The organism is Brevibacillus sp. MS2.2, from assembly GCF_013284345.1.
GTDB lineage: Bacteria > Bacillota > Bacilli > Brevibacillales > Brevibacillaceae > Brevibacillus > Brevibacillus brevis_C.
In genome coordinates, this window is record NZ_JABSUZ010000024.1 from 1 (window position 1) to 23,764 (window position 23,764).

Annotated in this window: 23 protein-coding genes; 4 read left to right on the forward strand and 19 right to left on the reverse strand. The window is 47.9% G+C overall.

The genetic code is table 11. The features are described from left to right. From recJ to HP568_RS19925, 4 genes are all read right to left on the reverse strand, one after another. Positions 1-1,804, reverse strand: a 1,804-nt coding sequence (recJ, locus tag HP568_RS19910; protein WP_173630036.1) for a single-stranded-DNA-specific exonuclease RecJ, incomplete at its 3' end; no start/stop codon positions are given. Positions 1,805-1,919: 115 nt separating this feature from the next. Further along, positions 1,920-2,852, reverse strand: a complete 933-nt coding sequence (gene secF, locus HP568_RS19915; protein ID WP_048032142.1) for a protein translocase subunit SecF — start codon at positions 2,850-2,852, stop codon at positions 1,920-1,922. Next, positions 2,842-4,077: a protein translocase subunit SecD gene (secD, locus tag HP568_RS19920; protein ID WP_048032141.1), complete on the reverse strand. Its 1,236-nt coding sequence runs from the start codon at positions 4,075-4,077 to the stop codon at positions 2,842-2,844. The genes secF and secD overlap by 11 nt, the downstream gene beginning before the upstream one ends. 175 nt (positions 4,078-4,252) lie before the next feature. Beyond that, the gene (locus HP568_RS19925) at positions 4,253-4,489 is read right to left on the reverse strand and encodes a post-transcriptional regulator (protein WP_048032140.1); all 237 of its coding nucleotides are present in this window, start codon (positions 4,487-4,489) and stop codon (positions 4,253-4,255) included. Positions 4,490-4,576: 87 nt separating this feature from the next. On the opposite strand from HP568_RS19925, the gene spoVB reads away from it, so the two are divergent. After that, positions 4,577-6,163, forward strand: a complete 1,587-nt coding sequence (gene spoVB, locus HP568_RS19930) for a stage V sporulation protein B (protein ID WP_048032139.1) — start codon at positions 4,577-4,579, stop codon at positions 6,161-6,163. Between the two features lie 3 nt (positions 6,164-6,166). Here the strand turns inward: spoVB and HP568_RS19935 are convergent, their stop codons facing one another. Both HP568_RS19935 and corA read right to left on the reverse strand, forming a co-directional pair. Then, complete coding sequence (locus HP568_RS19935) at positions 6,167-6,880, reverse strand: DUF421 domain-containing protein (RefSeq protein ID WP_048032138.1); 714 nt, start codon at positions 6,878-6,880, stop codon at positions 6,167-6,169. A gap of 68 nt (positions 6,881-6,948) precedes the next feature. Beyond that, on the reverse strand, positions 6,949-7,926 hold the full coding sequence (gene corA, locus HP568_RS19940) for a magnesium/cobalt transporter CorA (protein ID WP_007717563.1): 978 nt from the start codon (positions 7,924-7,926) through the stop codon (positions 6,949-6,951). Positions 7,927-8,056: 130 nt separating this feature from the next. Between corA and HP568_RS19945 the strand changes: the two genes are divergently transcribed. Then, the gene (locus HP568_RS19945; protein ID WP_048032137.1) at positions 8,057-8,473 is read left to right on the forward strand and encodes a TIGR04086 family membrane protein; all 417 of its coding nucleotides are present in this window, start codon (positions 8,057-8,059) and stop codon (positions 8,471-8,473) included. 49 nt (positions 8,474-8,522) lie between these two features. Here HP568_RS19945 and yajC read toward each other — a convergent pair whose 3' ends face one another. From yajC to HP568_RS19990, 9 genes are all read right to left on the reverse strand, one after another. Continuing rightward, positions 8,523-8,843 (reverse strand): preprotein translocase subunit YajC, encoded by a 321-nt coding sequence (gene yajC / locus HP568_RS19950; RefSeq protein ID WP_048032136.1) that lies wholly within the window; start codon positions 8,841-8,843, stop codon positions 8,523-8,525. Between the two features lie 18 nt (positions 8,844-8,861). Beyond that, positions 8,862-9,992, reverse strand: a complete 1,131-nt coding sequence (tgt, locus tag HP568_RS19955) for a tRNA guanosine(34) transglycosylase Tgt (RefSeq protein ID WP_173618908.1) — start codon at positions 9,990-9,992, stop codon at positions 8,862-8,864. A 117-nt stretch (positions 9,993-10,109) separates the two neighbouring features. Further along, positions 10,110-11,138 (reverse strand): tRNA preQ1(34) S-adenosylmethionine ribosyltransferase-isomerase QueA, encoded by a 1,029-nt coding sequence (gene queA, locus HP568_RS19960; RefSeq protein WP_173630037.1) that lies wholly within the window; start codon positions 11,136-11,138, stop codon positions 10,110-10,112. A 43-nt stretch (positions 11,139-11,181) separates the two neighbouring features. After that, positions 11,182-13,116 carry a SpoIID/LytB domain-containing protein gene (locus HP568_RS19965; RefSeq protein WP_173630038.1) on the reverse strand — a complete coding sequence of 645 codons (1,935 nt, stop codon included), beginning with the start codon at positions 13,114-13,116 and terminating at the stop codon, positions 11,182-11,184. Positions 13,117-13,274: 158 nt separating this feature from the next. After that, complete coding sequence (locus HP568_RS19970) at positions 13,275-13,493, reverse strand: DUF2905 domain-containing protein (RefSeq protein WP_012685583.1); 219 nt, start codon at positions 13,491-13,493, stop codon at positions 13,275-13,277. Then, a complete protein-coding gene (ruvB, locus tag HP568_RS19975) occupies positions 13,490-14,488 on the reverse strand; it encodes a Holliday junction branch migration DNA helicase RuvB (protein WP_048032132.1) in 999 nt (332 codons plus the stop codon). Before ruvB ends, HP568_RS19970 begins: the two co-directional genes overlap by 4 nt. A 4-nt stretch (positions 14,489-14,492) precedes the next feature. Continuing rightward, the gene (gene ruvA, locus HP568_RS19980) at positions 14,493-15,110 is read right to left on the reverse strand and encodes a Holliday junction branch migration protein RuvA (protein ID WP_048032131.1); all 618 of its coding nucleotides are present in this window, start codon (positions 15,108-15,110) and stop codon (positions 14,493-14,495) included. Next, positions 15,107-15,607 carry a crossover junction endodeoxyribonuclease RuvC gene (gene ruvC, locus HP568_RS19985; protein ID WP_012685580.1) on the reverse strand — a complete coding sequence of 167 codons (501 nt, stop codon included), beginning with the start codon at positions 15,605-15,607 and terminating at the stop codon, positions 15,107-15,109. The genes ruvA and ruvC overlap by 4 nt, the downstream gene beginning before the upstream one ends. A 122-nt stretch (positions 15,608-15,729) precedes the next feature. Beyond that, entirely contained in the window at positions 15,730-15,921 is a 192-nt protein-coding gene (locus tag HP568_RS19990; protein ID WP_048032130.1) for a hypothetical protein, read from the reverse strand. 129 nt (positions 15,922-16,050) lie between these two features. On the opposite strand from HP568_RS19990, the gene HP568_RS19995 reads away from it, so the two are divergent. After that, on the forward strand, positions 16,051-17,139 hold the full coding sequence (locus HP568_RS19995; RefSeq protein ID WP_048032129.1) for a hypothetical protein: 1,089 nt from the start codon (positions 16,051-16,053) through the stop codon (positions 17,137-17,139). 85 nt (positions 17,140-17,224) lie between these two features. Here the strand turns inward: HP568_RS19995 and HP568_RS20000 are convergent, their stop codons facing one another. Next, positions 17,225-17,797 (reverse strand): BofC C-terminal domain-containing protein, encoded by a 573-nt coding sequence (locus HP568_RS20000; protein WP_048032128.1) that lies wholly within the window; start codon positions 17,795-17,797, stop codon positions 17,225-17,227. Between the two features lie 216 nt (positions 17,798-18,013). Between HP568_RS20000 and HP568_RS20005 the strand changes: the two genes are divergently transcribed. Continuing rightward, positions 18,014-20,002 carry a bifunctional 2',3'-cyclic-nucleotide 2'-phosphodiesterase/3'-nucleotidase gene (locus HP568_RS20005; RefSeq protein WP_048032127.1) on the forward strand — a complete coding sequence of 663 codons (1,989 nt, stop codon included), beginning with the start codon at positions 18,014-18,016 and terminating at the stop codon, positions 20,000-20,002. A gap of 54 nt (positions 20,003-20,056) precedes the next feature. Here the strand turns inward: HP568_RS20005 and HP568_RS20010 are convergent, their stop codons facing one another. From HP568_RS20010 to pheA, 3 genes are all read right to left on the reverse strand, one after another. Further along, the gene (locus HP568_RS20010; protein ID WP_173630039.1) at positions 20,057-21,085 is read right to left on the reverse strand and encodes a phosphotransferase; all 1,029 of its coding nucleotides are present in this window, start codon (positions 21,083-21,085) and stop codon (positions 20,057-20,059) included. An 11-nt stretch (positions 21,086-21,096) separates the two neighbouring features. Continuing rightward, the gene (locus HP568_RS20015; RefSeq protein WP_173630040.1) at positions 21,097-22,776 is read right to left on the reverse strand and encodes a LysM peptidoglycan-binding domain-containing protein; all 1,680 of its coding nucleotides are present in this window, start codon (positions 22,774-22,776) and stop codon (positions 21,097-21,099) included. A gap of 115 nt (positions 22,777-22,891) precedes the next feature. Next, the gene (gene pheA / locus HP568_RS20020) at positions 22,892-23,755 is read right to left on the reverse strand and encodes a prephenate dehydratase (protein WP_048032122.1); all 864 of its coding nucleotides are present in this window, start codon (positions 23,753-23,755) and stop codon (positions 22,892-22,894) included. Positions 23,756-23,764: the final 9 nt, after the last annotated feature.

A 23,764-nucleotide genomic window follows, 5' to 3' on the forward strand; every position in this document is an offset into this window, starting at 1 on the left:
CGTAGCTTTCCTCGCGAAACAGAACGGTCACCGAATTTGACTCCGCCATTACTTGCTGCCATTTCTCTATCTTGTCACGACTGCCTCGCCAGTCAAACACTTGCTGGTGTCCAACAGACAAATCACGGATCGTCAGCTGAGGCTTTCGATTTCCGTTCCATTCGTTTACAGACAATTCTCCCAATACGTGAAAACGTGCCTTGGGCGTTACTCTCTTTGTTACATGTGCCCAGTTGAAGCCAATTGCATCCAAAGAGGTACCCGCTTTGTTCAAGGTACACTTCAAATGATTGTCATCGCGCCCAATAGTACGCATCCCTTGCGTTTCTACTTCTTCTAACAAAACGAGCGGTGTTGGATTCCCCATTCCATATGGGGCGAGCTTTTCGAGTTGCTCCGCCGCGGTCAAGCTGATCTCTTCCATGCTCATCGCAACGTCCACTTTGGTCATCGGCGTGAAGTCTTCCGCGGACAACCACTCTCCAGCGAGCTCGTTTAACTTTTGGCGTAAGAAGTCGAGATTTTCTACAGGCAAGGTCATCCCCGCTGCCATTGTATGACCGCCATAGTGCGGTAGCCACTCCTTGCAAGCAGTCAGACCTTCATACATATCAAAACCTGCAATGCTTCGTGCCGAGCCTTTTGCTGTTCCTTTTTCCGGATCAATGCCAAGCACAATCGTTGGACGGTAAAAAAGCTCGACCAATCGGGAAGCTACGATCCCTACCACACCCACGTTCCAGCCTTCTTTAGCTAGAACGAGAACATTGTTCTGGTCAGGCGGATACAGCTCATTCACCATCTGTACAGCTTCCTCAGTCATCGCTGCGACAATTTCCTGACGTTCGCGGTTTAAGTCGTCCAGCGCCTGGGCACATTTCTCTGCTTCGTCCATATCCGAAGTCGTCAGCAATTTCACAGCAGATTCAGCCGTCTCCAGCCTTCCACTCGCATTCAGACGCGGTCCTAGCGCAAAGCCTACATGTCCCGCAGACAGCTCGGTATCGGCCAACCCACAAACTCGGATTAAGGCTTGCAGACCAAGATTCCTTGTATGATTTAAGCGCTTTAATCCTGCTCGAGCAAGAATGCGATTTTCATCTACCAACGGCACCAAATCCGCTATCGTCCCCAATGCAGCCAAATCAGCTAAATGCAATGGCGGTTCTTTCAGCAAGGCATGCCCCACTTTAAAGGCGACCCCCACTCCCGCCAACATATCAAACGGGTACGAACAGCCGGGCTTCTTGGGGTTAATCACAGCAAATGCCTCCGGGATGATTGCCGGAGGTTCGTGATGGTCGGTTACAATGACGTCAAGACCCAACTGATTCGCGTACGCTACCTGCTCCACTGCACTGATCCCTGTATCGACAGTGATGATCAGCTTATAGCCGCTATGATGCAGATGCGCCAATGCGTCTTTATGTAACCCATACCCTTCTGTAAAACGGTTGGGAATATAGTAGTCAAAAACAGCGCCGAGTTGGCGCAGTAGATGTACCATTAGCGATGTGGAGCTAACCCCATCGGCGTCGTAATCGCCGTATATGCAAATCGGTTCTTGCCTTTGAATGGCTTGTTGAATGCGATGCACGCTTTGTTCCATTCCATCCAGCAAGAAAGGGTCATGAAACAATTCTGGGCCGGCTTGTAAAAAGTCACGAGCCTTTTGTGATGTGTCAATGCCACGTATCACCAGTAGCTTGGATACGAGCGGAGTAAGCTGGCAATCTGCGGCAATACTAGCAGCAAGCTGCTCATCATAGGTGGCCAGTTTCCAGCGTGTTTTCGCTTTCAGCATGGGCTTTCCTCCAATCCTCATTCATTATAGAGGATGGAGCCCAAGCCTGACAATAGTGAGGCTTTCTCCGGTAAAAAAAGGAGAAAACCGCGGGAATATCCCCGCGGCTTTCGGATTAGCTTTCGTTTGGAGCAGTTGAAAAGCGCTTCTTGTTCATTTCTCTCTTTTTCAAAGAAACCCAGATTTGCGCAGCGATAAAGATCGAAGAGTAGGAACCACTGAGCAATCCGAAAATCAGTACGAGGGAGAAGTTGCGAATCCCTTCGCTTCCCAAGAACACAATCGCAACGGCTGTCGCCAAAACGGTTACCACGGTAAAGACAGAGCGGCGCATGGTCTGCCACAAGCTCACGTTTACCAGGTGTTCCAGGTCTTCAATTGTCTTGGTCTTCATCACGCGTTCATTTTCACGGATACGGTCAAAAATAACAATCGTATCGTTCAACGAATAACCAACGATCGTCAAAATCGCTGCGATAAAGGTCAAGTCAACCTCGAGTCGAAACACGGAAAACAACGCGATCGGGATAAATACGTCATGCAAGAGAGCAATCGCACACGCGACCCCGATCAAGAACTGGAAGCGGAACGCTACGTAGATGGCAATCCCAAGTGCAGCGAACAAAATTGCCAGACCCGCATTGCGTACCAATTCTTGTGCAATAATCGGATCAACTGTAGACTCTTGCTTGGTTACCTGATCACCATACTTGGCTATCAATGCCTGTTCAATCTCCGTCAGCTTTTCTGGCGGAATGGTTTCTTCAAAGCGTGTATAAGCCTGTTTTTCCCCATAGGCTGTCACATTCGTAAAATGCGTCTCCGGTAGCTTTTCCCGGACGATTGCATCAATATCAGTAGTCGAGAAGTCTTTCCCGATATACATATCCAGACGTGTACCTGCCTTAAAATCAACCCCGAGATTCAACCCAAAAGTGAACATGGACAGCAGGCCCAATGCAAGAATAATCCATGAAATCACAAAAAACTTCTTACGGTTTTTTACAATGTTGTACTTATCAGCGTACTCTAGTGCTCTATAACTCACCAATTTCACTCTCCTTTACCCCGAACCAAGACGGCTTCTTGAATAGGTTCGTACGGATCAACAAGCCGAGGAGGAAGCGAGAGGCAAAAACGTTTGTAAAAATACTTACGATCGTTGTCAGCATCGAGATAATCGCAAAGCCTTGGATAGAGCTAGTCCCGAAGAAATACAATACCACAGCTGCGATCAAAGCCGTAACCTGCGCATCCAAAATGGTGACCAAGGAACGTCGTTCACCTGCACGGAATGCAGATAGAATCGTCTTACCGGAACGGATCTCTTCCTGAATACGTTCATAGGTAATAATATTCGCGTCCACGGCCATCCCGATTCCCAAAATGAAACCAGCAATCCCTGGCAGTGTAAGCGTCGCATCCATCCAATCCAAGAAGAGCAGGGAGAGATAGATAAAAGCTGCCAATGTAATATTCGCGACCAGACCTGGCAAACGATAAACCACCAGCATGAACAGGAAGATAAAGGCTCCACCAATATATCCTGCATACAAGGTTTTTTCCAAGGACATCGCACCAAGTGTAGCCCCTACAGATGTTACCTGTTTCTCAATCAGTTTGGCCGGCATTGCACCGGAGTTAAGTAAGTCAGCCAACTCTTGCGCCGATTCTTGCGTGTAGTTACCGGTAATTTGTGCACTACCACCGGAAATGACAGACTGAATCGTTGGGTTGGTCTGCATTGTATCATCTAGGAAGATTCCCATTGGTTTACCAAGATTTGCACGAGTCACGTCTTCTAGAAGTTTTGGTTCTTTAAATTTGACGGTAACCAACGGTCTTTTCAGTTCGTCGTAACCAACTGCTGCTCCCCCTGGCGCCAAATCGCTACCTCTCATCAACGTCTTGCCTTGTACGTCACGGAACGTAAGTACGGCTGGCTTGCCGATCAACTCGCGAAGCTTTTCCTGATCAGCATCATGGGAAGCAATCTTTACGCGGATTCGGTCCGGCAGCTCGACGTTTACCTCTGGTTCAGTAACGCCACCGATATTCACCCGTTTTTCAACCATTTGTGCTGTTGCAGCCAATAATGTTGTATCGACCTTTTGTCCTTCATTCAGGGGCTCTACCTGATACAAAATCTCAAAGCCACCCTTTAGATCCAATCCTAGTGTGATATTGCTTGCTACTTGTCCAGTCGTGGTAAACAAACCGCCCAACAAGCCCACCACAACCAGGAACAAAACAAGTCTGCTCCATTTAATCATGTAATACCCCTCTTTCCTAGCCGTGCCTCGTCGTCGACACGAAAACCAATATGCCCATTATAGCGAAGTAAGAAAAAACGTGTCAATTGATGCTGGAAAAGCGAACCATGGTAACCAACCCCTTATCTTGCATCGCGCGTTTTTACCTATACGATTTAGATAAGAAGAAGTTTCACTAAGAATTTTTGTACATTTGAATCATGAGGTAATTCATATACTTGTTTGGCTTCAAGGACAAAATGTCGTTGACAAGCTGGTGAATCGGCGGCATTTCCTTATAGCTGTTCGTGACGCATTCCCAAACGTCTTCAGGTGCCACATTGTCGTACCCCAAGAGAGCAAATTCCTCTGCCTTACTTGCACAAAGACTTGCGACTTGCCCATACCATTCCTGTTTTTGCGCTTGGTCCATCCCAATTTCCCCCTCAAAGTAGTCATGCCGACAGCGGCACGTCCATATTCTTTACTGAGTGAATTTATCCTTGCAAAGGAGCCTTCCATGAAACAATCCTTCTTTTACGGAACGGTCATCCTCATTATTGCTGGTGGCATCACCAAAGTGTTTGGTTTTGCTCACAGGATCGTGTTGTCGCGCATTATCGGAGCGGAAGGAATGGGGCTTTATCAAATGGTTGTGCCCCTTTTATACTTTCTGATTACTGTGACGACATTCGGACTTCCGGTTGCCATTGCAAAGCAAGTGGCAGAGACGGAAGCGGCTAATAATCCGCGGCTGACTCGCCGATTTCTATTACTAGCCTTGTCGGTCGCTGGCGGGATCAGCCTCTTCATCTGTGTCCTGCTCCTCTTGTTCTCTCAATGGATTTCTGGAATGCTCTTTGCGGACCCTCGTGCACACATTGTTCTGCTCGCAGCCATTCCGGTCATCCCGATTTCCGGCATTTCTCTTGTCCTGCGAGGGTACTTCCAAGGCAAGCAAAACATGATCCCTACTGCGGTTTCTCAGCTTATAGAGCAGGTCGTTCGAATGGCATTGGTCGTTGTTATGACGATGTCGTTTCTTTCGGCAGGCATTGAGTACGCCACAGCAGGTGCTGTCGCCAGCATTATTTTTGGAGAAGCCGCCGGACTCTTGTACATTCTCTGGCAGTATCGCAAAGGCAGCAAAAAAGCAGCAGCTCAGCTTCTGGATAAGCCCCTTCTCATGACGGTTTCAGCAAGCAAAAAGAGCTTGTCGCAACTCATCCATGTCGCACTCCCTGTCACGCTAAGCCGTATCATCGGCTCCATCGCTTACGTGCTAGAGCCGATGCTCGTACCGTACGCACTCGTCATCGCAGGTTTTACCACCTCGACTGCTACTGGTTTGTACGGGCAGTTTGCCGGAATGGCCGTCCCTTTGTTACTTTTTCCCACTTTTTTAACGTATTCCTTGTCCGTTTCCCTCGTTCCTGCCGTAGCGGAAGCGGCCTATCAAAAAAATGCCCCACTCGTGCATCGCCGCATTTATCAAGCCATGCGGATTACACTCGTCATCGGAGCACCTTGTACCGTCTTGCTCACCATTTTTGCAGAACCGTTATGTGTCCTGCTCTACGGCAATGAGTATCGGGAGGTTGGCGTGCTGCTAAAAGAGCTGGCACCGTTCTCCGTCTTCCTGTTTTTCCAAGCACCGCTTGCAGCCGCCTTGCAAGGCCTCGATTACGCTCAGGTCGTCTTTCGAAATACGCTGATTAGTGCCATCGTCAAAACTGTCGCCATGTTTTTTTTCACGGCACATCCAGCATTCGGCATTCACGGCGCTGTCATTGCTCTTAATATCGGCATTACACTTGGAACTTTATTACATTTTGCCAGTCTGATCAAAAAAATCGGTTTTACAGTAGACCTTCGGGAATTCGGCAAAATCGCGGTCGCTATGCTACTCATGGGTTATTCCGGTTCCTACATTGCCAAGCACTGGTTTACGGACGTATCAATTGGACAGCTATTGACTGCAAGTACCTTCATTAGCACCCTGCTGTACTTTGTCCTGCTCGTCGCCATGCGCGTCTTGGGCAAGCAAGACGTGCGTCGTATTCCGTGGATCGGCGAACAACTCGCCGTGTTCTTCCCTCGCCGCTAGCGCTTATTGCAGCGGCTTGTCTTTTTTGTCCAAATACATGATGCCACGTTCGTCAATGCTGCAAAAAGAAACCTCTCGAATGTCTTTGATTCCGTATTTCCGGATTTCTCGTTTCAGCCAAAGCTGGTTTTGTCCGATCTTGTTCAGTGCCTCCGTCCTCACCTTGCCATCGAGAATCAGTGGAATGGGCAGACCTTTGTACGAGACAGGACCGACTTGCGGCTTTTTCATCAACGAGAGATCTTCCCTCGTAACTTTGTCTTTTTGCTCCTTTAAAAACACACTCATCTGTCCGGTTGGCTCCAACAACGCAAATTCAACATCGGCAATGTTTTTTACGTCTTTTTGCCGCAGATGTACCATCAAGTCATCCATGTTCAAGCGATTGCGACGCATCGCCTGCTCCCTGATTTGCCCATTTTCTATAATCAAATCGGCAGAGCCGTCCACAGTATCGCGGAATTTCTTGCTCTTCAATGACACATAAGCGAAAGCGACTTCCAATAAGGCAATCAACAGCATCGGCAAGTAAAACCGAAGGGCGGGCTTATCGACATCCTCAATCGCCAGTGCAGCCATTTCTGCAAGCATGATCGAGATGACTACATCAAAAACGGACAGCTTTCCCAATTCCCGCTTTCCCATCAACCGCACTAAGATCAAGAGGAAAAAATACGAGAAAAGGGTGCGAAGTAACACCATTGTAAGATTATCCACTTGCGCTGCCCCCCAAAGAACATTTGATACTAGTGTTCAACAGGGGGCAGGGAAAGTATTAGCACCAATTACAGCCACTTTCGCTTGCGGAAAATGTGGAGCATGGCAAACGTCATGGCTAGCATAATCACGAGTGCCACGATCAGCATATACGGTTCGGCTTCTTCACCCAGCCATGCAAAAGTATTCATCCCGAATAGTCCGGTGATAAATGTCAACGGAAGGATGATCGTAGAGATGATCGTAAGAACCCGCATCGTCTCCGTTGTTTTGGCGCTAATGATGGTGTAGTACGTATCCAACGCACCGTTAACCAGATCACGGAAGGTTTCCGTCGAATCCGAAATCCGCTCCAAGTGGTCTGTTAGGTCGGTGTAGAACGGAACGTTTTCCTCGGAAATATCGAAGGAGTAGCGGCCGTTGACGTTCGCGAAAATTCTTTTTTGCGGCATGATCACACGCCTGATTAAAATAATCGTTCGCTTCAACGCCAGGAACTCTTCGGTAATTTCCTCCATCTGATGTTCATAAATCTCGTCCTCCAGCTCGTCAATCCGCACACTAATCCGATCAATAATGGGAAAATATTCATCGGTAATCCCGTCTACAATGGCATACAGCAAATAGTCAGGACCTCTGTTCAAGTAAGAAATGTTGCGGTGACACATGGCAGCGATCCGACCGATGGTATTCATCGGGGACTTGTGGATCGTCACGATGTAGTTAGGGCCGAGAAAAACGTTCAGTTCTACCGTTGTGATCTCGTCATCGCTTTCTTCATTGTAACGCAGGGCGTGAAAAACGAAGAAATAGTAGTCATCGTACTTGTCTACCTTGGCACGTGGACTGACGTGCAGGCAGTCCTCAATTGCCAACGGGTGAAAGTCGAAAATCTTGGCAATATAGGGCAGTTCATTGTTTCCCACATCATACAGATCGATCCAGAGAAGATCCTCTGGTGATTTCAGCCATTGATCCTTCGTTGCCAGATCAACGTCGTGAAACATCTTCTGTTCAGAGTGGTTATAAAAGTACGTTTTGATCAATCTTCCTCACCCCCGTCTCGTTCCCCATCCATCATACGAAAATTCCTATCAATGTTCAACGCGAAGATGAATACGTGAGCCAAGCCTCTCATATAGATGTACAAACACTTCCAATAAGGGGGTACATACCGTGCGAAGTGCATCCACCTCTGTACTGACAGGTCTATTGTATACGACATGTCTTGTTTTAATTGGAGCGTTACTCGCGACCTTGCTCCTTAGCTTCACCTCGATACGAGAAGGCACGCTGCCCTATTTTACGTACGTAATCAATGCCATCGCCCTTTTGATCGGGGGATTCGTTACTGGACGTCGTTGTGGCGGCAAGGGCTGGTACTATGGCGGACTTACCGGACTCACTTACTTCCTTTTCATCCTCTTGATCGGCTTCCTCGGCTTTGACGCCCCGATGCAATGGGGGACCTTCCTGTTCTTGTTCGGCGCTTTTGGCGTGGCTGCGTTAGGTGGGATTCTCGGCGTGAATTCGGCCAATTCCAACAACAAACATAAAGGCAGTAAACCTAAAGTTATCAAGCCTCGTCGCTAAAACAAGACAGAAAAAAGCAGGTGGATCACCCACCTGCTTTTCGCATGTATTATTTGGATTCTTCTTTTGCTTCTTCGATCTTTGCTGGTTCACTCTTTGCAGGTTCGTTGCTGGAAGAAACTACGCTGTTGATCGCACCACGATCGAACGTAACGTTTACGTTGTGAGCAATACGCAAAGTGATAGTATCATCAGACAGGTCTTGGATCGTTCCATGCACTCCACCGATTGTTACGATCTTGTCGCCTTTTTTCAGAGCACCAAGCATAGCGTTGCGTTGTTTCGCCTTCTTTTGTTGCGGACGAATCAGCAAGAAGTAAAAAATCGCAAACATGATGATAATCGGTAAAAACTGAGTCAAGCCTTCCATGAAAAAAATCCCCCTCGATTAAAAAGATCTATCTTCACCCAATCCATATTGAGCGAAAAACTGGTCGCGGAAATCTTGCAAGCGGTCTTCGGCAATCGCCTGACGCACCTGTTCCATTAACTTCACCAAGAAGTGCAGGTTATGGTAGGTAGTTAATCGGATTCCAAAGGTTTCCTCCGACTTGACCAGGTGTCGGATGTAAGCACGTGTGTAATTTTTGCAGGTGTAGCAATCGCAATTTGGATCAAGTGGGGTAAAGTCTCGCGCGTATTTTGCATTGCGGATGACCAATCTTCCCTGGCTTGTCATGCATGTCCCATTGCGGGCAATTCGTGTCGGCAACACACAATCAAACATGTCGATGCCACGGATTGCTCCCTCGATAAGAGCATCTGGCGAACCAACCCCCATCAAATAGCGGGCTTTGCTTGTCGGAAGCAGTGGAACGGTATGCTCCAGCACTTCGTACATCAAAGGAAACGGTTCTCCCACGCTCAAACCGCCGATCGCGTATCCTGGGAAATCCATGGAAACGAGATCGCGAGCACTTTGTGCGCGTAAATCGTTGAACATACCACCCTGAACGATTCCAAACAACGCTTGTTCGTTTGGACGAGTATGCGCCTTCAGACAACGCTCTGCCCAGCGGGTTGTTCGCTCCATTGATTTTTTTACGTAATCGTACTCCGCAGGATAAGGAGCACACTCATCGAATGCCATAAAAATATCAGCACCCAACGCGTTTTGAATCTGTGTAGCCTCTTCAGGACCAATAAACAGCTTTTCGCCGTTTAGGTGGGAACGGAAGGATACTCCTTCCTCCGTGATCTTGCGGAGGTTACTAAGGCTAAACACTTGAAAACCGCCGGAATCAGTCAGAATCGCACGGTCCCAATTCATAAAGCCGTGCAGTCCGCCTGCCTCCCGAACAATTTCATGCCCTGGACGTAGAAACAAATGGTAGGTATTACTGAGGATGATGCCCGCGCCAAGCGCTTTTAACTCCTCGGGGCTCATCGTCTTTACTGTCGCTTGTGTACCGACAGGCATAAAGACAGGGGTGTCAATCGTCCCATGAGGGGTATGTAGCTTACCGAGACGTGCACCAGTTTGTTTGCATGTTTTGATTAACTCGTAGCGTACAGCCAACTCTTTGCACTCCTCAAGCTATGTATGTAAGTCTTACCTATTATAGAAAAACTTCTGGATGAAGTAAACCCACCTGACTAATAAGTATACACTTATACAGGTGGGTTGTTCACATTTTTATAAAATAAACATCGCATCGCCAAAACTGAAGAAGCGATACTCCTCTTCCACAGCCGTTTTGTAGGCACGCATCACATTCTCTTTCCCAGCCAAAGCACTGACTAGCATGACAAGCGTAGACTTCGGCAAATGGAAGTTTGTCAGGAGCCCGTCCAGGATGGAAAACGTGTAACCCGGGTAAATGAAAATATCCGTCCAACCAGAGGTTGCGACCAGCTTTCCTCCATTCGCGCGTCCTACTGTCTCCAATGTGCGGCAGGATGTCGTCCCGACAGCAATTACTCTTCTACCTTCTGCTTTTGCTTTGTTCACGAGCTCTGCTGTTTCCTCAGGAATCTCATAGTACTCCGCGTGCATGACATGTTCTTCTACGGAATCCGCTGATACAGGGCGAAAAGTCCCAAGTCCCACATGCAGTGTCACGTAAGCAAGCTGTACGCCTTTTGCAGCGATTTGCTCCAAGTATGGCTTCGTGAAATGGAGGCCGGCTGTCGGAGCTGCTGCTGAACCGCGCTCCTTCGCATAGACTGTCTGGTAACGTTCACTGTCCTCCAGTTGTGCGTGAATATACGGAGGCAAAGGCATCGAGCCTAATTGGTCGAGAATTTCATAAAAAATTCCCTCGTACAAAAAGCGCACGATTCGTCCACCAGTCTCTGTCACGTCTTCACAAACACAACGCAATAGACCGTTACCAAAAACCACTTCTGTCCCCGGCTTCATCCGCTTCCCGGGCTTCACCAGCGTTTCCCAGCGATCGTCACCAAGTGATTTCAACAAAAGGATTTCTATTTTCGCACCAGTGTCAGCCTTCTCTCCAATCAGTCTGGCAGGTAAAACGCGGCTGTCATTCATGACGAGTACGTCCCCTGCTTGGAGATGATCGATTAAATTGGTAAATTGCTGATGAACGATATTGCCTGTTTGTTTCTCTAACACGAGCAATCTCGATGAAGTTCGGTCTTCTAGCGGGTGCTGGGCAATCAAATGCTCCGGCAAATCAAAATCAAATTGTTGCACGTCCACGAAATCGTTACTCCTTTTTGCGGTAGATCTTGTGGCAAACGACTTACTTTTCGATTGTCACATCCTGGTAGTAGTGTTGCAAGATATCTTTGTAGTCATACCCTTCCTCTGCCATTGCACGAGCTCCGTATTGCGAAACACCAAGTCCATGCCCAAAGCCAGTGCCTCGGAAGATGAATTGCGAGCCATTGACCATTTCTACTTCAAACTTCGTGCTGCGCAGAGGGGAGCCACCTTGTTGAAATACAGAACGGAAAGCATCCGGTGAAGAAACGACAATCGACTTCCCGTTTGCTTCCATCGCGATCACACGTCCAGATGGACCGCGTTCTGTCACTTTCAGGCTCGTTACGTTTCCTGAAATGCGCGGAGCTTTGTTCTTGTCATGCGCGGCATTGATCATAGCTGCAACCTCTGTAGAGGTAAACGGACCACGCGTCCACGAATATGCATTTTCTTCTTTTACTTCTGAGAGGATCGTTACTTCTGCACCAGTAGGGAGTACGGACAACACACGATGCGTCGTTGTACTTGGACCTGAGCGCAAATTGGTATTCTCGGTCGAAATGACCGCGATTCTTTTTCCCTCTGAATTGCTCTGGCCTGTTTCAGTTACCAGATCATTTCTTACATAGCCAAGCGTTCCATCTGCTAAAGCCACGCGGTACCATACGCTCGCATTGTCCATTGGATAGGTGTCTTTACTCTCGACAGAGCGCAAATAAGGAACTGGATTGCCCCATACTTCTGTGCCGTCAGCAGTCATGCCGCCAGCATTGGAATAGAAAAGTGACTCGGCTGGTTTGCCTTGGTAGTAAATGATTTCGCCTTCTGTCTCGTCGACGGCCTTCCGTACATCATCAGACTCTTTTGTATAGCCATAGTACGCCTGTTCGAAAACCGTGTCTGATACATTGGCAACTCCATACTTATTTCCTTGCCATACAGCACGAGTTCTCGACAGGACTGCCTGTGTTTTCAATGCTTCCATCGGCCAGCCCGGAGCCATTTCAGAGCCAACGACTCCATACAGATACTCTTCCATAGGAAGCTCATTTACTAGCGTCAAGTGACCATTGTATTCCGATAGCTCCATCTCACCGCGATAGGTGCGCTGCTCTCGCTCCACAACGCCAATCACCGATTCATCGCCTGCTTTATTCGCTTCGACAGTCAGCTTTACTTGAGGAGAGAATACATACTTCCAAATCACTTCATCCGGTGATCCGTATACATCCTGCTTCAATATAACATAAGATTGACTGTCTGGCTCCTGATAGGAGAAAGAAGGAATTGCGGCGTTTGCTCTTCGTTTCAATTCTTTCACAGCTTCTGGACTAACCTCGTCGCCGATCCATACCGCATATTTGACTTTATCCCCATCTGATACCATCACGGGATAAGCAGGAATACCCGCTGCTTCAAATGACGCTTGCCATTGTTCTGCTTCCTGTAAGCTTTTGAATTTACCCGCTTCGAGTCGATGTGGACCTTTTACCAGCGGATTCTGCCCGATTGCTTGGGCAACCGTTTTTGCCTGATTGGCAGCAGCCTGATACGTGTCATACGTCCCGCTTACGACCTGATAGACGGTCTGGCCGTTGCGCTTTGCCACCTGGATGGAGCCCTCGTATTTTCGTTGGCTCATTTGCTGTGCAATCTGCTGTGCGCGATTCCAGTCACCAGTTTCGGCAACGATCAAATGATATTCATCAACCCGGTAACGAGTTGCATCTCCTTTTAATTCGGGTAAATCTGTCTTGCCCTCGGGTCCATTGAGTACGACTTCCATTCCATTTTCAGCCGTCAGCGTAACGGAAGGAACTACTCCCCGATAGCCTTGTCCTGTATCCACAAATAGCGCAACTCTAATATCGTCGCCGGCTGCCTGCGCTGGTACTTGTCCTCCTACGAGAACTACTGATAGCAGGCCCACCGAAAGGACTTTCCCCATCCATTTCTTTCTCATGTCGTCCATTGTCCTTTCTCCACCTGATTTTCAACAAAAATTGGCATGTCTTCCCATGTTTTTCGACAATCACAAGCTGATCTCCTGCCTTTTTCGTAAAATGGGACCAAACGCCCGCACGCAAAAAAACCACCGGAACGATGAGCTCCGATGGCCTTCACACTTGCCTATTTAAACAGTCGGAATAAATACATGCCAAGAGACAAAACGATGCTAATCACAATACAAGTCACAATCGGAAAGTAGAACTTGACGTTTTCCTTTTCTACCACGATATCTCCCGGCAAACGCCCCAGCGGCAAAAATCTGCCTCCTACCTGCCACAAAAGACCGATTACGATTAAAGCAGCACCACCAATAATAAGTAGCTTGGCTACAGGATTCACGATTTCATCTCCCGACCAAAGTGTTGGTACGCACTCGGGGTGAGAACACGCCCCCGCGGCGTCCGCTGCATGAAGCCAATCTGCATGAGATATGGTTCGCAAACATCTTCTACCGTTTGTGACTCTTCTCCGATTGTTGCTGCGATCGTATCCAGTCCAACCGGACCACCGTCAAAGCGATCAATAATCGCTAGCAATAGTTTATGGTCGATATGATCGAGACCGCAGGCATCGACTTGCAATCTTTCCAGCGCTTCTTTGGCAATCTCTGTCGTAATGACGCCTTCGCCTTTTACTTGGGCAAAATCGCGAACTCGCTTCAGCAAACGATTTGATACCCGGGGTGTTCCCCGTGAACGTCTGGCAATCTCCTCTGCTCCGCCTTCTCGAATGACAACCTGCAGGATGTCGGCTGCTCGTGAAACGATGAAGGTCAGTTCCGGAACTGTATAAAACTCCAGGCGATTTACAACCCCAAAGCGATCTCGAAGCGGCGCGGACAGCATGCCAGCTCGCGTCGTGGCCCCGACCAATGTAAATGGCGGCAAATCCAAACGAACACTGCGGGCACTTGGCCCTTTACCGATAATGATGTCCAGCGCAAAATCCTCCATCGCCGGATACAAAACTTCCTCTACGCTTCGGTTGAGCCTGTGAATCTCGTCGATAAACAGGACATCCCCTTCTTGCAAATTCGTCAAAATCGCCGCCAAATCACCCGGCCGCTCAATTGCTGGACCAGAAGTCGTGCGGATATTCACACCTAGCTCATTTGCGATAATTTGCGAAAGGGTCGTCTTCCCCAGACCAGGCGGACCGTACAGCAATACGTGATCCAACGACTCTTTCCGCATTTTCGCTGCTTCAATAAAAATTTTCAGGTTTTCCTTCACGTGCTGTTGACCGATGTACTCGTTTAAATAGCGAGGACGGAGGCTCAGCTCCGCCGCATCTTCTTCCCAATTCATATGCGTCGTGATGATCCGAGAATCCAAAATCCTACCCCCTCATGAGCAACGCAAGCCCTTGTTTGATGAGCTTTTCTACACCATCGCCCTCTTTTGATTTCTCAGACAGCGTGTTTCTGATTTTTTGCAGTTCACCATCAGAGTAACCCAGTGCGGTCAATGCATCGAGTGCTTCGTTCAGTGCAGACACAGCTTGCTCGCCTGCTGTCAAATCACCCGCTGCAACAGTCAAAATCGCAGATGGTGTGTACCCTACCAATTTATCCTTCAAATCGAGGATAATGCGCTGGGCAGTCTTTTTCCCAATCCCCGGAAATTTCGTCAAATAGGTAACATTCTCCTGTTGAACCGCCATCACCAGCTGCTCGGGAGTCGCCGCAGCCAAAATCGCCAATCCGCCCTTTGGACCGATTCCGCTAACATCAAGCAGCTTGCGGAACAAATCGCGTTCGTCACGGGTAGCAAAACCGTACAGCAGAATAGCATCTTCCCGTACGTGGTGGTGGGTAAACAATTTGGTTTTGCTGCCTTCATATCGAACGAATTGGTACGGATTTGGACAGAACAGTCGATAACCAATTCCGCCGGTTTCGATAACTATGTATTCCGAATCGAGATAACTAAGTGTACCTTCTACAAAATCAATCATTTCTTGACCCCTTCCGAAATGGAAATGAACGCGCGAAACTGTGCGTGCGTAATAGCAATGCCCAATGCGTCCGCCACGTCGTCAGGCTTTGGTACTTCTTTTAACCGCAATAGGAGCTTCGTCATTTCCTGTATTTGCTTCTTCTCTGCTCCCCCGTATCCAGTCACGGCTTGCTTGACCTGCATCGGGGTATATTCATAGACCGGCACACCAGCCAGCTCTGCCGCAAGTATAATAACCCCTCGCGCTTGACCAACTGTAAAGGCCGTCGTCACGTTTTTATTAAAGAAAAGTTTTTCGACGGACATTTCATCGGGACGATATGTTTCCAAAAGGCTCTGCATTGCCTCAAAAATCTGTTTTAATCTAAGTGGCACTGGCAATCCTGCTTCTGTCTGAATGCTTCCGTATTGGACGGGACGCAATTGGCTGCCCTCTTTATCCACAACCCCGAAGCCAACAATCGCAATACCAGGGTCAATTCCTAAAATGCGCATAGTCCACTCTCCGTGAGCAAAGATTCTACTCTCTACTGTAACACAAAGCACAAAAAAAGCGAACGTGCATTTCCATATAAAAACCCGCTCCCTATTATAAGGAACGGGTTATACGGCGTCTGTTAGTGTTTGTTCATTCCGAGTGACTCCGACACATCATGCTGCATGTGGGCATAGTCGTCTACGCCACTCTGCATGTGCTCTTTGATCTTGTTGATCTGTTGGTAATTGAGCTTGTTGTGCCCCTGATTCAACTGAACGTACAAACGCTGATGGAACTGGTCTTTGTAGCTACCTCTAGGCATGGTAGACATAGTCTAAAGACTCCTCCTTCGATCACCGTATGAAATCAGTATGGCGTAAGCGCAATGGCGTTATGATACCAAGATTTACGCCACATGAGCCAGACATTTTATTGAAACGATAAGCAGTGGAGGTGTTGGTTGTTGCGAAGCAAAGTCCTTATTTTTTGTATATGCTTAATCGTAATCGCACTGTCAATGCCGTACTCTGTGTTTGCCAAAGTCAAGAATGACATCACGGTCACCGTTTCAGTGTCACCCGAGTCCTCCTTCCAAACGACCATGTCCTTCCGTGATCAAAAGCAATTTACGAAGCGGCTATTGGGTTCTGCCACCAAAGTCGCCTCTTACAACCCTCACTGGATACGCGCTACATTGACTGTAAAAAAACGAACGTATGTATATGATCACGATGGCCAGCTTTATGAGAAAAAAATGCCTCGTCGTTATATATTGGCAAACGATGTTCGCCAGCGGATTGAAGAAATGGTCAAGTCCGTTGAAGCTATCCATTTTGCACAAGCCATTCCCTGGGAACAGGTGAAAAAAACGTTGAAACGGATGGAATTCGGTACCGTAATTGATTTAGAGACAGGACAACGATTTGATGTCCAACGCCGAGCAGGTAGTCGCCATGCTGATGTTCAACCGTTGACACGCAAGGATACACAAATCATGAAGAACATTTACCAGGGAAAATGGTCGTGGAAGCGAAGAGCCATTCTGGTTGAGGTAGACGGTACTTATTTTGCAGCATCCATGCACGGAATGCCGCATGGCGCTGGTGCGATTAAAGGAAATGAATTCCCGGGGCATTTTTGCATCCACTTTTTCGGCAGCTCCACCCATCGACGAACAGAGCCCGATCCCAGTCACAGCATGATGATTCTCAAGGCCTCCGGAGCACTTGCGACTACAATAAAAGGGGCGTCTCCTGAAGAACTCGTCGGCTATTTCCTCACCGCTCTGCATGAGCATGACACCCATGCGATGCGAATGACAACCGACGGATTCTCACTTCCTGAAGGGCTGACCACGATCGAATCTGTGCGATCGTCAGAAATCGTCATCCCGTCAGACGAACGCGGTCCCTTCCTGATAGAGGTTCCTGTTCGGCTCTCATACATCGCCCGGGAAGGCGGGAATTTTCGACAGACATGGACGTTTCTTTTGCACCGGGAAGTGCCGGGGGAACGTTGGCGAATCATTGCGGTTGAACTAAATCCTTAGCAATGGAAACAAAAATCCCTTTCCAGTCCAATACGTGCTTGTTACACGAAAGGCTCGAAAGGGATTTCTTTTGGTTCACCCGTTTTCATTGGCCACTCCATTGGTATTCGCCATAGGTGGACAATACGCTGTTATACTCTGCCAAATTCCGAATGCGAATCCCACGTTTCAGATTCTCCCATTCCTCTTTTGGCAGACTCGCTTCCATTTTCGCAGTATCGATTCGATAAAACGTTTGCACGACATCTTGCTCAGCAGGCAGACCATGAAAGAGAGTAAGCATGCCGTCCGCTGCTATTCCGATATGTCCATTCTCCTTGCACGCTGGCGCTATATCCTGCTCGCGTTTCATCAAGATCATCTTGACAGGTTCTGCTTGTACAATTTCCCATCCATGATAGTTACCCATGACGTCTGCCAGTTGCTCGGTATGAACAGACACATGTTCTTCCTCTCGCACCCCACACAAATAGTGGCGAGCTAAAACCAGTTCGTACGAATTACCTGCTACTACATCCGCTTTGCCTGTATAGTTTAGGAAACGAGCAAGGCCCGAATCATTTTCGTCCTTTCCTACTAACAGGATACCGACTACAACGCCTGTGGCTAAAGCTGCACCCCATGTCGCATAGACCATCCATGTTTTCTTCTCAGTCACATTGAACCCCTTCTTTATATAGGCTTTTCTTCCTATCATTGCCACAAAGAAAAATGGACATACACGACTAATGGGGGATTGATCTTATATTTTTTTATTTTTGTCAATACAAAAAATTAATATACTATTTCATCTAGCTATCTATCCAGGGTCTGAATCTAATGATAAACTATTTTTGCTTGGCATTATTGTAAACTTATGGAGGTCATTTCAAACATGAAAAAAACGAACAAAAAAATGCTGACTGCTTTTCTCCTCAGCACTTCTTTGGTTGTTGGCGCACTCTCTTTTCCTCTTACTCCTGTAAGCGCGCAAACAGGTTCTGTCCTCAAGCTCCGCCTGTTGGAAACGACAGATATCCACACCAACATCGTTAACTATGACTACTATCAAGACAAAAACACAGACGAGTTTGGCCTAGCAAAAACAGCCACATTGGTCAAAAAAGCAAGAGAAGAAGTGAAAAACAGCATCCTGATCGACAACGGTGACTTGTTGCAAGGAAACCCATTGGGCGACTACGTAGCAAAAATTGACCCGTTGAAAGCTGGAGATACTCACCCTGCTTACAAAGCAATGAACCTGATGGACTATGATGTTGCCAATATCGGTAACCACGAGTTCAACTTTGGTTTGGAGTTCTTGGACACCAGCTTGAAGGGTGCGAAATTCCCTTACATAAACTCCAACGTCTATGTAGACGACAAGGACAAAAACCCGAACAATGATAAAAACATGTACACTCCTTACGAAATTCTGGAGCGTACTTTTAAAGATGAGAACGGCAAAGATGTAAAACTCAAAGTAGGCGTAATCGGTTTTGTTCCGCCACAAATTATGCAATGGGACAAGGCTAACCTGGAAGGAAAAGTAATCGCGAAGGACATCGTGGAAACCGCCAATAAATTCGTTCCTGAAATGAAGAAAAAAGGTGCAGACATCATCATCGCGGTTCCTCACTCCGGAATTGGCCCGATAGAGGGTGGTCCTCAATTGGAGAACGCAAGCTACCAGCTGAGTAAAGTCGATGGTATCGACGCGATCCTGTTCGGACATTCCCACTCCGTATTCCCTGGTCCTGGATTCGATAAAATTCCAGGCGTTGATGCAGAAAAAGGAACGATCAACGGTAAACCAGCCGTTATGCCTGGCTTCTGGGGTAATCACCTCGGCGTGATCGACCTGACGCTGAAACAAGAAAAAGGCAAATGGACAGTGGCTGAGTCCGCTACAAAAGTAGTTCCGATCTATGACAAAGCGAACAAAGCATCCTTGGCTGATGCAGACAAAGCAATCGTAGATGCAGTAAAAGAAGATCACGATAAAACAGTTGAATGGGTTCGTTCTGCTGTAGGGAAAACATCTTCCCCGATCTTCAGCTACTTTGCACTTGTACAAGATGACCCATCTATCCAAATCGTAACCAATGCACAAAAATGGTTCGTAGAGAAAAACGTGAAGGGTACAGAATACGAAGGCATTCCAGTTCTGTCTGCTGGTGCACCATTTAAAGCAGGCGGCCGTAACGGAGTAAGCTACTACTCCAATATCCCAGCTGGTACAATCGCCATCAAAAACGTATCTGACCTGTACATCTACCCGAACACATTGAAAGCAGTTCTGGTCGATGGAGCTACGGTGAAAGAATGGTTGGAACGCTCCGCTGGACAGTTCAACCAAATCGATGCGAAGAAAACCGATGAGCAACCACTCATCAACGAGTCTTTCCCAACGTACAACTTTGATGTAATCGATGGTGTTACTTATCAAATCGATGTTACACAGCCATCCAAATACGCTGTAGATGGAAAAGTAGCAAACAAAGATGCAAACCGTGTGAAAAACCTGTCTTATAACGGCAAACCAGTAAAACCTGAAGACAAATTCATCGTTGTAACCAACAACTACCGTGCAAGCGGCGGCGGTGCGTTCCCAGGTCTGGATGGCAAAAACATCATAATCGATTCTCCAGATGAAAACCGTCAAATCGTAATCGACTACATCCTGAACCAAAAAAATATCGACCCAGCAGCAGACAACAACTGGTCTTTTGCTCCAGTAGATGCGAAGCTGAATGTTACATTCACTTCTTCACCTGACGCGAAACCATTTGCTGAAAAATTGTCCAATATCAAGTTCATCAACGTATTGGAATCTGGGTTTGCGAAATTCTCTATTGATCTGTCCAAGCCTGCTTCCAAGTAAGCTTGTCACAACACAAACATCCCTCTTTCGAGAGGGATGTTTTGTTTTATCCAACTATCCGACAAAATGGTATTGACCCCACGGAGAGCGCTGGAAAATTCGTTCTCCATCGTTTAAAAAGCGTTGGCGATTCGCCATCAATTTGCCTTCCATTTGGATCAGCTGCATGACGCCCTTCATGTGGTAGCCTGGACGCTGACTATACAAGCCCGTTACCTCCCGCAAGAAATTATCCGGATAGCGAAGCAATTGATGAACAGCCCAAATCTGGGTATCAGATAAATAGTTGACGTTACTATAGGCTTCCATCGCTTCCACAAAGGAATCCATGCGGTACTCTTGCATCAATAGCATCCGCGACATCAATTGCACCAGGTCAACAAGCTGAAGATCATGACCTACTGTGTCAAGGTCAATCAAATAGCAATTGCCTCGCTCCGTAAGCAAAAAGTTATGACTCGCCACGTCTCTATGCGCGAGTGTCCCCTTCTCCATGGCTAAAAACATTTCTGGCGTCAAAGGCAGCTTGTAGGCAGATTGCAGCAGCTCCTTGCCATCTCGAAGAACGTGATCTGCCTGGTGCGAAATGAGTTGCTCCAGTTTTGTCTGGGGTCCTTTTTGTTCAACTGACCACATCAACCGCTCAAAGTATTCCAAGCGGCTCTCCCATTTATCTAAAAGAGCCGGTTTTCCTTCATACGCATACGTATGCGCAATAGGAAAACCTTGAGCTGCAACATGAAAACGTGCTAATGTTTCCGCTGTTTTTTTGACATCGAAAAGAGAAGCGTTATCTGCTTCATGCCCATCAATCATTTTCATGATGGTGTAATAACGATTTTCAAATGTAAAAATTTTGGACCCTTCCTGACTCGCCACATACTGCACGGTATGATGAAAGCCCTTCTCATGCAGTGCATCCGCTAACTCTGTCACCCACACAGCTTTTTCGACCTGCTTATATCCTTTGAGTATCCAGTGGCCCCGGTCTGTTTTTAACAGGTTGACATTTCGCTTCGGCTTCGCCCCGTAAATTTGACAGCGAAAAGCCTTTTCAATGGTGGATAAGATTCCCTTGTTCATCCCATACCCTCTCAGTAAGAAGAGGATTCTTCATGCCCATCTCCCCAGTTCGGCCAAACCCCTTGTTCAGGCATGGAAGCCATACACGGGGAAGGTGGGAACATCATGTTATTGTGAATCCCCTGTGGAGAACGATTGTACTTGCCTTTTCGTCCTCTGTACTCCGGGACTTCAGAAGAACACTCACATGATGATGACTCCACTGGTTCCGGGCACACAGGCTTCTTCGCTCGTGGCCGCTTTAATGGCATGGGCGGAAATGGTGGTGGGCATGGATAAGGAAACGGCATCGGTCTAATCGGTGGTGGGCAAGGCGGAAATGGATTGATTGGTCGAAATTGTTCTGGACTCACAATCGGTCGATTTGGTACAAACGGGCTAAACCACGGTGGGCAAGGCGGAAATGGCGGGAATGGTGGCATGAACGTCGGTGGGAATGGCGGGAATGGACGCACCTGTGGCATTGGCCTGCGCTGTTGCTCTGGACTTACCCTCGTCGATGGCTTCAGCTTCTGTTGCGGGCTCACTTTTGATGGCGGCTTGAGCTGCTGTTGTGGGCTCACCTTTGAAGGTGGCTTGAGCTGCTGTTGTGGGCTCACCTTTGAAGGCGGCTTCTGCGGCCGCAACGGACTCACCCTTGGGGGTGGATAGTTTGGTTGCATCGGTTGCAACGGACTTACCCGTGGCGGTGGATAGTTCGGCTGCATCGGTTGCAACGGACTTACCCGTGGCGGTGGATAGTTCGGCTGCATCGGTTGCAACGGACTTACCCGTGGCGGTGGATAGTTTGGTTGCATCGGTTGCAATGGACTTACCCGCGGCGGTGGATAGTTTGGTTGCATCGGTTGCAATGGACTTACCCGTGGCGGCGGATAATTCGGCTGTGGGCAAGGAGGGCATCCATATGCTGGCGGTCGTGTAGGCTGTAATGGCAAGACCTGAGTCGGTGGTCTATATGGAATGCTGGGCACATTTGGATTCGGCGGCATTGCTGGTGGATAAATATACGGACTCACTCTGGTTGGAGGTGGAGTCGGCATGAGTGGACGTATAGGAACAGGCGGAACCGGAGGCAGCACATTTGGCTTCCCTGAAATGTTCGGTGGTTTATACGGTGTTGGCTTCTCAATCGGTTTTTCGATTGGTTTTTCAATCGGCTTCTCGATTGGTTTTTCGATCGGCTCCGTTGGTTTTGGAATAGGCTGTGTTGGTGGTGGAGGTGGTAATGTTGGTGGTGCCGTTGGCCTGACTACCTCTGGTGAAACAGAAGGGACTGGTGGTCTTGGCATTTCTTTGGGAGGTCTAGGCATCTCCTTGGGTGGCCTCGTAGGAATGGGAGACGGCGGTAGAGTAGGTCTGGTCTCCTCCGTGGACTCAATTTGTACCTCTCCTGATTCTTCCGGCTCAATTGGCCGCCTTTCGATTTGTTGCGGTACCTCCATCTCTTCCTCTTCCGTAATCGGTCTTTCTTTCACATAAGGGGCCGCCTCACTCATTGGATGGGGGGGCGTCGTTCTTTGCGGTGGTCGGACAGGAACTTGTTTCGCCGGAATCTTGATTCTCGCTCCAGGATAAATTGTATCGGGAGTTTTTAATTGACTATTAAGGCGTAACAGTTCTTTGTAATCGACGCCATATTTTTTGGCGATCTTCCACATCGTATCGCCTTTTTGGACGATGTGTATTCTCAATGTTTTTCTCCTCCCTTGCACCAAACTCCCTAACATCGTATGCAGTCATGGGCGTTTTGCTCCTTGACGCCACTCCTTTGTTGGAAGGGAGCAGAAAAAGAAAAAACCAATCCCTCTAGGAATTGGTCTGATGCATATAAAATGGATACGTCCCGAGCTGACGAACTTGACAACCAATGGCTTCAATCTCCGCAAACGCTCCTGGCAACAAGACGTCGTCCATCTTCTGTTCAATGTCGATGACAAAATAATAGCTTCCGAGTGCTTTCTTCGTCGGACGTGATTCGATGCGAGACAAGTTGACCTTTCTCCAAGCAAAAGCAGCCAGTACTTGATACAATGCTCCCGGAAAATCTTCTGGCAGCGTGACTAGTATCGTGGTCTTTTCCTTGCGGGAAACCGGTAGATCCAGACTTTCCTGACCAACGAGAACAAAGCGCGTGTAGTTATTCGAATAATCTTGAATTTGTTCACGCGCAAACTCCAATGGATAAATCTCTACATTCAATCGAGTACCAACAGCAGCCCACGGCTCTTCTGGATGCTCACTCACCATTTTTGCAGCCAATGCCGTACTGTTTACCGTTTCGATCGCTGCTTCTGGCAAATTCTCACGCAAAAAGTTATGACTTTGTGCAATCGCTTGAGGATGTGACAGCACTCTCGTAATCGCTGACAATGGCAATGGTTGCTCTCTTTTTGCCACCAACAGGTTTTGCGTAATGGGCAGTGCGAGTTCCGCCAAAATAGGCAAATCTACTTCGTGAATGAGCCAATCCAGTGTAGAATTGACTGTGCCTTCAATGGAGTTTTCCATCGGTACGACACCGTATGCCACTTCCTTTTTGGAAACAGCGTTTAGTACTTCAATAATACTTGGGTACGGAACGAAAGACAGCTTTTGCCCGAGCGACAATATCCGCCCTGCTTCTTCGGTAAACGTTCCACGCGGTCCTAGAAAAGCAAGTTTCTTCTCCATGGCTACTCC